Raw genomic sequence first — 9,094 nt, 5'->3', positions numbered from 1 at the left:
CCGCCGAGGCGACGGGCCGGGTGCCCTGCACGATGGTCAGATTGCCGCCTTCCATCACCTTGCAGCCGCGCTGCTGGGCGACGGTCGCGTTGTTGGTGTATTCGTTGCCGCAGCGCCAGACGCGCTCTTGTTGCGCCTGGGCCTGCAAGGGCACGCCGGCTGCCGCCACGGCGGTCAGCAGGAAAACGGAGAAAGTCTTCATGGTCTTGGGTGTAGTGCGCCGCAAACCGGCATTTTCATGCAATTCGAAACAGATCCGGCCCGGATGTTCCCGACCAAACAAAAAGGACGGCCGCAGCCGTCCTTTTTTAACGCTCCGGGCGCCAGCCCGGATTCCATTCACTGCTGGGCAGTTTCTTGGTCTGTCCGCAAGGTCTCACAAGGAATAGTACATATCGAACTCGACCGGATGGGTGGCCATCCGGAAGCGCGTGACTTCCTGCATCTTGAGGTCGATGTAGGCATCGATGTACGCGTCGGTGAACACGCCGCCCTTGGTCAGGAAGGCACGGTCCTTGTCGAGGTACTCGAGCGCCTGGTCGAGGCTGTGGCAGACGGTCGGGATCAGCGCGTCTTCTTCCGGCGGCAGGTGGTACAGGTCCTTGCTGGCGGCTTCGCCCGGGTGGATCTTGTTCTCGACGCCGTCGAGGCCGGCCATCAGCAGCGCCGCGAAGCCGAGGTACGGGTTCATCAGCGGATCCGGGAAGCGGGCTTCGACGCGGCGGCCCTTCGGGTTGGCCACGAACGGGATGCGGATCGAGGCCGAGCGGTTCTTGGCCGAGTAGGCCAGCTTGACCGGGGCTTCGAAGCCGGGCACCAGGCGCTTGTAGCTGTTGGTGCCGGGGTTCGTGATGGCGTTCAGCGCGCGGGCGTGCTTGATGATGCCGCCGATGTAGTGCAACGCGAAGTCGCTCAGGCCGGCGTAGCCGTCACCGGCGAACAGGTTCTTGCCGTCCTTCCAGACCGACTGGTGCACGTGCATGCCGGAGCCGTTGTCGCCGACGATCGGCTTCGGCATGAAGGTGGCGGTCTTGCCGTAGGCGTGGGCCACGTTGTGGATCACGTACTTTTGCAGCTGGACCCAGTCGGCGCGCTGGATCAGCGTGCTGAACTTGGTGCCGAGTTCCATCTGGCCGGCATTGGCCACTTCGTGGTGATGCACTTCGACCGGGATGCCCAGCGATTCGAGCACCAGGCACATCTCGGAGCGCATGTCCTGGAAGCTGTCGACCGGGGGCACCGGGAAGTAGCCGCCCTTGACCGCCGGACGGTGGCCGGTGTTGCCGTGCTCGAATTCCTTGCCGGTGTTCCAGGCGGCTTCTTCGGATTCGATCTTGACCGAGCAGCCCGACATGTCGTTGGACCAGCGCACGCCGTCGAACACGAAGAACTCGGGTTCCGGTCCGAAGAAGGCGGTGTCGCCCAGGCCCGAAGCCTTCATGTAGGCCTCGGCGCGCTTGGCCAGCGAGCGCGGGTCGCGCTCGTAGGGCTTGCCGTCCGAGGGGTCGACCACGTCGCAGGTCAGGATCAGGGTGGTCTCTTCGAAGAAGGGGTCGATGTTGGCCGTGTTCGGATCGGGCATGAGCTGCATGTCCGATGCTTCGATGCCCTTCCAACCGGCGATCGAAGAGCCATCGAAAGCGTGGCCCGAAGTGAACTTGTCTTCATCGAACGCAGACACAGGCACGGTCACGTGCTGTTCTTTGCCGCGGGTGTCGGTGAAGCGGAAATCGACGAACTTGACCTCGTTTTCCTTCACGAGTTTGAGTACGTCGGCGACGGTCTTGGCCATCAGGTTCTCCTTGGTATGGACAGTGGTTGGAAGTACGGGATTCGGAATGCAGTTTCTATGCCCATTGTCACCGCCGCGGACAGCGCGTCGGCAGGCTGGGCATCACCCAAAACAAGGCAATTTGTAACCAGTTTGGTGCGCGCAATTTCAACGCACCATTTCGGGGCCAAGGCGTGCTTCAAAGCCGTGCAGGCCTGCCAGCAACTGGGCGTAGGCCGCCTCGACCCGGCTGGCGTCGCCCTTGACGCCGAGTTCGATGTGGCGCCCGTGCTGCGGGTGGTCGACGCTCGGGAGACTGAACACCTTGATGCCCGGATGATCCCGCTCGACGGCCTGCATGAGCGGCGTCAGCGTGGCCTCCATGGCGCCATAGACGATCACCGATTTCTCGCCGGCGCGACCGCGCGCGAACAAGCCGGCATAGCGACTGTCGAGCACCGACTCGATCATCGGCCAGGCCATCACCGGGAAGCCCGGCACGAAGTGCACGTCGCCGACGCTGAAGCCGGGGATCTTGTTGTAGGTGTTGGGGATGATCTTCGCGCCGAGCGGAAACACGCCCATGTTGAGGCGGTGGATGTTGTCCGGGCGGTCCGGCGCGTAGACCGTGCCCTGCTCGCGCGCCGTGTCCTGCATGCGCTCGCGGATCAGCGCCTCGGCCTCGGGGTGCAGTGCCAGCGGCACGCCCAGTGCCGCGGCCGCGCATTGGCGCGTGTGGTCGTCGGGCGTGGCGCCGATGCCGCCGGTGGAGAACACGATGTCGCCCGAGGCGAAGGCGCGGCCCAGCGCCGCCGTGATGCGCGCCGGCACGTCGCCCACGTACTCGGCCCAGCCCAGTTCGAGCCCGCGCGCGGCGAGCAGCTCGATGACCTTGGGCATGTGCTTGTCGATGCGCTTGCCCGACAGGATTTCGTCGCCGACGACGATCAGACCGAAAGAACGACTCATGGGGCACTCCATTGGCTGGCGGCTGCGCTGGCATCGGCCAGCCCGGGGGTGGAAGTCGAGAGGGCCGCCGCTGCGCGCTGTGCCCGCAATTGCGCCAGGGCGTCGAGGCAGTAGTGGGCGAACCACAATGCCGAGAAGGCGAACACCAGCGTGTAGATCCAGATCGCCAGCGGCGCCAGCACGAAGAAGGCGGCGGCGAACAGCAGACCCGAGGCCCAGACGATGCTGGGAGCGGCGCCGAGGTAGCCGCAGAGCACGCCGATGCCGAGCAGCGGCAGCCGGTGGACGCGCAGCAAGGTATCGCGCTCCTCGGGGCTGGCATGCTCGGCCAGGGCATCGAAACTCATCACGCGGTAAGTCAGCCAGCCCCAGATCAGCGGCGGAAGGATGAGGACCAGCGGCGGAATCAGCCACAGCGGCATCGACACCACCAGCGCCAGCAGCGCCAGCACGGTCAAGCCGATCGAACGGGCCATGCTGCCGAAGAAGGAGGCGCCCTTCTTCTGTTCCAGGCTGACGAAGCGCCGCTCGGCCACCAGCCGCGTCAGCGCCGGCGCCATGATGCCGGCCACGACCAGCAGCGACACCACCACGATCAGCGGCGTGGCAGCGAAGACCACCACCAGCGGCGCCAGCGCGGACGCCACGTCGCCCGAGAAGAAGCGCCCGATCCAGCTCCAGAAGCTGGCCAGCAAGGGCCAGGCATCGAGCGACTCGCGGGTCCAGGCGACCGCGGCGTCCCAGTAGAAATAGCCGAACACCGCCGCCAGCGCGACCATCAGGCCCAGCGGCAGCAGCGACAGCACGATCACCCGCGGGTGCAGGCAATAGGCGACCGACCGCCAGAAGGAATCGAGGAGAAGACGCATCGGGTGCCGAGGATAACGCCAGCGCGTGACGCGGCGCCCTCAATCCCTGCCGAACAGGCGCCGGAGCCCGAGCCATTGCTGGGCCCAGAAGCCGCGTCCGTAGTCGCGCACCCGGCCCTTGGCGTCGGGCTCGACCTGGTCGCGGATGCCGGTGGCGTCGTAGCGATCCTCGAAGTTGACGGTCCGCAAGAGCATGTCCCACCAAGGCAGCAGCACGCCGAAGTTGTGGCCGCCGAGCGTCTTCGGCCCCCCGGACTCATGGCCGATGCCGATCGAATGGTGCACGCGGTGGAAGCGCGGGCTGATCCACAGGCGCTCGCCGAGGGCACCGAAGCCGAGGCGCAGGTTGGCATGCTGCAGGCTCTGGCTGAGCTGCGTGAAAGCGACGATGGCGATGAACTGCCCCGGCGCGACGCCGATCAGCTGCGCCACGACGACGATGATCGCGTCGTGGATCAGGTCGTCGAGCAGGTGATTACGGTCGTCGCTCCACATCGTCATCTGGCGCTGCGAGTGGTGCAGCGAATGCAGCGCCCACCACCAGCGGAAACGGTGCTGGCCGCGGTGGATCAGGTACTCCACCCCATCCAGCACCACCAGGTAGATCGCAAACGCAACCCAGGGCACGTCGGTCACGCCCGGCCAGAGTTCGTCCAGGTGCATGCTGCCCCAGCCGGCCGCGCGCGCCATGCCCAGCAGATCGTCGAACACCGGCTGCACGGCGAAGAAGATCGCCAGCCGGAACAGGCCCAGCCGGTGGATCAGCGTGTAGAGGATGTCGATGCGGATCGCGCGCCGGTCGACCACCGGCTCGACCGGCCGCCAGCGCTGCAGCGGGCCGATCACCGCGACCAGCAGCGCGATCTGGATCAGGCCGACCAGCAGCCAGCCGGTGGCATCGAAGGCGTCCTCGACCCAGCCGCCGAAGCCGATGGCGTAGACCAGCGGCTGGATGACGGTCTCGAACAGCCACTGCTGCACGGCCGCGAAATGATCGGTGAACCAATCCATCAACGTGCGATCCGCAAGGACGACCGGGGTTTCAAGGATGTGCCGCAATCCAGTCGCGGTATGCCGGATGCTGGCGCAGCGTCTGGAAGCAGAAACCCTTGGCCTTGAGGCCGACGATCAGCGGCTCCAGGTCGGCCGGCGCCCAGGGGTCCTTGCGCGACCAGATGCCAAGGTGCGCCAGCAGGATGTCGCCGGGCTGGATCTTGTCGAGGGCCTGCGCAAGCAGCAGTTCGTTGCTGAACTTCTCGCTCGGCAGTTCGTCGCCCAGGAAGCCGGCCGGCGCCCAGGCCACGTGCGCATAGCCGCAGCCCTTGGCCACCGCCAGCAGCCGCGGCGAGGTCTTGCCGCCCGGCGCCCGGAACAGCGGCAGCGGCTTCTTGCCGGTGACATGCTGCAGCCGGTCGGACGCCTTGGCGATGTTGGCGCAGTATTGCACCGCGTCCCAGGTGAATTCGCGGCCGGCGAAGGCACCGGCCGTGGGGCGAATGCGAAAGCGCGGCTCGATACCCTTGACGTCGCCGCGCCAGTAGGCGTGGTCGTAGGTGTGGGAGGCGAATTCGTGGCCCTCGGCCGCCCTCGCCTTCCACCACGGCGCCCACTGGGTGTCGAGGCTGTCGCCGTCGGTCTGCGTGCGCTCCGCGGCACCGAAGAAGGTCACGCGCACATCCTGCCGCTTGAGGACCTCGGCCACCAGTGGCGCGATGYCCATGTGGCCGGTGTCGAAGGTGAGGTAGACGGGTTTGGTGCAGGCCTGGGCCAGGGCGCTGCCGGACACCGCGGCACCGGCCGCGAGCAGCAGGCCGGCGGCGGCCAGCCTAGGACTTCGCATGGTCGAGCGTCCAGACGCCATGCGGCGAGCGGCCGACATTGACCTGACGCACCACCTTGCGGCTCGCGAGGTCGACCACACTGAGCTTCTTGGCCCAGCGCGATGTGACGTAGAGCGTCTTGCCGTCGGCCGAGACGTCCATGCAGTCGGGACCGCCCGGCACCGGGTAGGTCTCCATGACCTGCAGCGTCCCCAGGTCGATGCGGCTGATCGTGTTGGCCACCCGGTTGCTCACGAAGACGCTGCGGCCGCCGTCACCGGCCGCGCGGAAGGCATGCGCACCCTTGCCGGTTGAGATCTTGCCGACCAGCTTCGGCTGGGCGCCCGCGACGTCGAAGACCTGCACCCCATCGCTGCCGGTCAGGCCGACCAGCAGCGTCTTGCCGTCGTGGATGCCGAAGATGTCGGCCGGCATCGGGCCGGTGGTGGTGCGCCAGCGGATCGTCTGTGTCGCCAGGTCGACCGCGATCAGCTCATCGCTGTCCTGCATCGTGACGTAGGCCGTGGTGCTCTTGCCGTCGATCCAGATATGGCTGGGCGTCTTGCCGGTCGGGATGCGCTTGACCAGCTTGGGTTCCTTGCCGTCCCAGCGATACAAGTCGACGTGGTTCAGGCGGTTCCCGGCCGTGACGAACCACTTCATGTCCGGCGAGAAGCGCAGGTGGTAGGGGTCGATGATCCCGTAGACCACGCGCTGCACTTCGGCCGTTCGGGGGTCCAGGAAAGTCAGCGAGTCGCCGGCCGAATTGGCGACGATCAACGAGTGCTCGTCGGGCGAGAGGTACAGGTGGTGCGGCTCCTTGCCGGTCGCTATGCGCGTCTTCTCGGTCCAGCCCGTGGGCTCGATCACGCTCACGGTGGCATCCAGGGAGTTGAGCACGAAGACCGGGGGCGGCTCGGCGGCATGGGCCGAAAGCGACGCGCAAACAAACAAAAAGGCCGCGAGACGGCCCGTCAGGGAAGAAATGGAGCGCAAGGGAGAGATTCCGGACGAAGATTTCCGATCTTAACGGTCCACGCCGACCATTGGCTGACCGGCGCGCGCAGTTCGCAGCCCTTCGACCTCCTCGGCACGCAGCCAGCGCCACTGGCCGGGTGCCAGGTCGGCCGCCAGCGTCAGGGCACCGATGCGCGAGCGGTGCAGCGCCTCGACCCGGTTGCCCACGGCCGCCAGCATGCGCTTGACCTGGTGGTACTTGCCTTCGGTCAGGGTCAGGCTCAGGTGCTGCGGAGCGGCCAGCTCGCAGGCCGCGGCCCGTACCGGCTTCGGATCGTCGTCCAGCACCACGCCGGCCAACAGGCGGGCGACCTGGGCCGGATCGACCGGATGCTTGGTCGTCACTTCGTAGACCTTCGGCACATGGTGTTTCGGCGACCCCATCCGGTGGATGAACTGGCCGTCGTCGGTCAGGAGCAACAGGCCGGTGGTGTCCTGGTCGAGCCGCCCGATGGCCTGCACGCCCTGGACCGCGCCCTTGTTCGGACGCAGTCGCAGTGGTGACGGCAGCAGCGTGTAGATGCTCGGGTAGGTCGAGGGCTTCTGCGAGCACTCGGTGCCGGCCGGCTTGTGCAGCATCAGGTAGGCCTTCTCGTGGTACGCCCAGTCCGTGCCCCGGACGGTGAAGTGCAGCCCCTCGGTGACGAAGTCCTCGCCCGGATCGCTCACCACGGCGCCGTCGACCGTGACGAACCCCTGCTGGACCAGCCCCGCGCAGACGCGCCGGGTGCCGAAACCCTGGCTGTAGAGAATTTCTTCGATATGCATCAGTAGCCGAGCGCGAGGCCCGTGTTGCGGCGCGGGTCGTTGGCGCCATAGAAACGATTGCCGCCCACCGGCCTGCCGCCCAGCGAAGGCGCGCCGACGAGGATTGCCGCCAGGTGGTTGGCGGGCTGCGCCTCGCCGAGCTTGTGGCCCATGCCGACCAGGATCTTGCGGGTGTCCGGGGACAGCGCGAAGGGCTCGACGTTGGTCAGGTCCGGCAGCCACTGCTGGTGGAAGCGCGGCGCGTCCACCGCCTCCTGCACGTCCATGCCGTAGTCGACCAGGTTCAGGATGCTGTGGAGCACCGTCGTGATGATGCGGCTGCCGCCCGGCGTGCCGACCACCAGCACCGGACGACCGTCCTTGGCGACGATGGTCGGGCTCATCGAGCTCAAGGGCCGCTTGCCCGGGGCGATCGCGTTGGCCTCGCCCTGGACCAGCCCGTACATGTTGGGCTCGCCCGCCTTCGAAGTGAAATCGTCCATCTCGTTGTTGAGCAGCACGCCGGTCCCCGCCGCCGTGACCTTGGCGCCGAACCAGTCGTTCAGCGTGTAGGTCACCGACACCGCGTTGCCCCACTGGTCGAGGATCGAATAGTGCGTGGTGTTGCTGCCTTCGTGCGGCGCGACCCCGGTCTTGATGTCCTCCGAGACACCGGCGCGCGCCGGATCGATGGCGCCGCGGATTTTTTCGGCATAGCGCTTGTCGATCAGTCGCTCCACGGGGTTCTTCACGAACTCCGGGTCGCCCAGGGTGCTGTTGCGGTCGACGTAGGCATGGCGCATGGCCTCGATCTGGTAGTGCACGCCCTGGGCCGATCGGAAGCCCAGTTCCTTGAGCGGGTAGCCCTCGAGGATGTTCAGCATCTCGCAAAGCACGACCCCACCCGAACTGGGCGGCGGCGCCGAGATCACGCGATAGCCCCGGTAGCTGCATTCGATCGGAAGCAGCTCGCGCGCCTTGTACTGATCGAGGTCGGCCTGCGTGATGAGCCCGCCCCCGGCCTGGCTCGACGCCACGATCGCGGCGCCCACCGGCCCCTTGTAGAAGCCGTCAGCCCCCTGGCGGCTGATCGCCTTCAAGGTCTTCGCGAGGTCTTTCTGGACCAGCTTCTGGCCGACCGCGAACGGCTCGCCCTTGTTCAGGAAGATCGCGGCCGACGCCGGATCGCTGCCGAAATCGGCAGCGCCCACCGCCAGCATGTCGATGTCGCCCTGCTGCAGCACGAAACCGCGCTCGGCCAGTGCGATCGACGGCGCCAGCAGTGCGCCTCGCTTCATGGTGCCGTACTGTTCGCGTGCCCGCTCCAGGCCGGCGACCGTGCCCGGGACGCCGACCGCCAGGTGGCCGCGGGTGCTCAGCCCCTCGATGACCTTGCCGTCCTTGTCGAGGTACATCCCGGGCCTCGCCGCCAGCGGCGCCTTCTCGCGGAAATCGAGGAAGGTCTTGCGGCCATCGGCCAACTGCACCGTCATGAAGCCGCCGCCGCCGAGATTCCCGGCCGCCGGATAGACCACCGCCAGCGCGTAACCCACCGCCACCGCGGCATCGATCGCGTTGCCGCCGCGCCTGAGCACGTTGACGCCCGCCTGCGTCGCCAGGTGCTGCGCGCTCACCACCATGCCGTTCTCGGCCGCGACCGGGGCCTGGGAGGCGGCCTGCGCAAAGGCGCCAGCCCACGCGAATACCGCGGCGATACCGAGGCGCCGCGCCTTCGTCCAGCGGCAATCGATCTGCTGGCGGGCGGCGCTCGGGAAGGAAGGCGAAGCGTGCGCAGGCACGTCGCTGTGGCTCGTCAGTGTCGTCGTCGATGAATCCATGGGCCTCTTTGCACGGGACCGGGGGTTGCCGTGGAGGGGATTGGATCGCAGAAGCGGCGCCGA

The 9,094-nt window shown here is 67.2% G+C and carries 8 protein-coding genes and 1 pseudogene; all 9 read right to left on the bottom strand.

Annotated elements, in window-relative coordinates; genetic code table 11:
• A pseudogene (locus AC1D2E_RS15230) lies at positions 1-202 on the bottom strand (hypothetical protein); the annotation flags it as partial.
• Positions 203-376: 174 nt separating this feature from the next.
• A complete protein-coding gene (glnA, locus tag AC1D2E_RS15225) occupies positions 377-1,792 on the bottom strand; it encodes a type I glutamate--ammonia ligase (protein WP_478115119.1) in 1,416 nt (471 codons plus the stop codon).
• A 147-nt stretch (positions 1,793-1,939) separates the two neighbouring features.
• Positions 1,940-2,740 carry a competence/damage-inducible protein A gene (locus AC1D2E_RS15220; RefSeq protein WP_478198160.1) on the bottom strand — a complete coding sequence of 267 codons (801 nt, stop codon included), beginning with the start codon at positions 2,738-2,740 and terminating at the stop codon, positions 1,940-1,942.
• Positions 2,737-3,609, bottom strand: a complete 873-nt coding sequence (locus AC1D2E_RS15215; protein ID WP_478198159.1) for an EI24 domain-containing protein — start codon at positions 3,607-3,609, stop codon at positions 2,737-2,739. Before AC1D2E_RS15215 ends, AC1D2E_RS15220 begins: the two co-directional genes overlap by 4 nt.
• A 39-nt stretch (positions 3,610-3,648) precedes the next feature.
• Positions 3,649-4,620: a sterol desaturase family protein gene (locus AC1D2E_RS15210; protein WP_478172239.1), complete on the bottom strand. Its 972-nt coding sequence runs from the start codon at positions 4,618-4,620 to the stop codon at positions 3,649-3,651.
• A 31-nt stretch (positions 4,621-4,651) separates the two neighbouring features.
• A complete protein-coding gene (locus AC1D2E_RS15205; RefSeq protein WP_478198158.1) occupies positions 4,652-5,449 on the bottom strand; it encodes a polysaccharide deacetylase family protein in 798 nt (265 codons plus the stop codon).
• Positions 5,436-6,407: a YncE family protein gene (locus tag AC1D2E_RS15200; RefSeq protein WP_478198162.1), complete on the bottom strand. Its 972-nt coding sequence runs from the start codon at positions 6,405-6,407 to the stop codon at positions 5,436-5,438. Before AC1D2E_RS15200 ends, AC1D2E_RS15205 begins: the two co-directional genes overlap by 14 nt.
• A gap of 48 nt (positions 6,408-6,455) precedes the next feature.
• The gene (locus AC1D2E_RS15195; protein ID WP_478198157.1) at positions 6,456-7,214 is read right to left on the bottom strand and encodes a pseudouridine synthase; all 759 of its coding nucleotides are present in this window, start codon (positions 7,212-7,214) and stop codon (positions 6,456-6,458) included.
• Positions 7,214-9,031 carry a gamma-glutamyltransferase gene (gene ggt / locus AC1D2E_RS15190; protein WP_478198156.1) on the bottom strand — a complete coding sequence of 606 codons (1,818 nt, stop codon included), beginning with the start codon at positions 9,029-9,031 and terminating at the stop codon, positions 7,214-7,216. Before ggt ends, AC1D2E_RS15195 begins: the two co-directional genes overlap by 1 nt.
• Positions 9,032-9,094: the final 63 nt, after the last annotated feature.

This window comes from Variovorax sp. P1_H2, from assembly GCF_056405295.1.
The sequence above is the reverse complement of the archived record's forward strand: the minus strand, read 5'-3'. Positions and strand labels throughout refer to the sequence as shown.

Coding starts and splice junctions, on each gene's coding strand:
- AC1D2E_RS15215 (WP_478198159.1), bottom strand. CDS start 3,609: ATGCGTCTTCTCCTCGATTCCTTCTGGCGGTCGGTCGCCTATTGCCTG.
- ggt (WP_478198156.1), bottom strand. CDS start 9,031: ATGGATTCATCGACGACGACACTGACGAGCCACAGCGACGTGCCTGCG.
- glnA (WP_478115119.1), bottom strand. CDS start 1,792: ATGGCCAAGACCGTCGCCGACGTACTCAAACTCGTGAAGGAAAACGAG.
- AC1D2E_RS15195 (WP_478198157.1), bottom strand. CDS start 7,214: ATGCATATCGAAGAAATTCTCTACAGCCAGGGTTTCGGCACCCGGCGC.
- AC1D2E_RS15220 (WP_478198160.1), bottom strand. CDS start 2,740: ATGAGTCGTTCTTTCGGTCTGATCGTCGTCGGCGACGAAATCCTGTCG.
- AC1D2E_RS15210 (WP_478172239.1), bottom strand. CDS start 4,620: ATGGATTGGTTCACCGATCATTTCGCGGCCGTGCAGCAGTGGCTGTTC.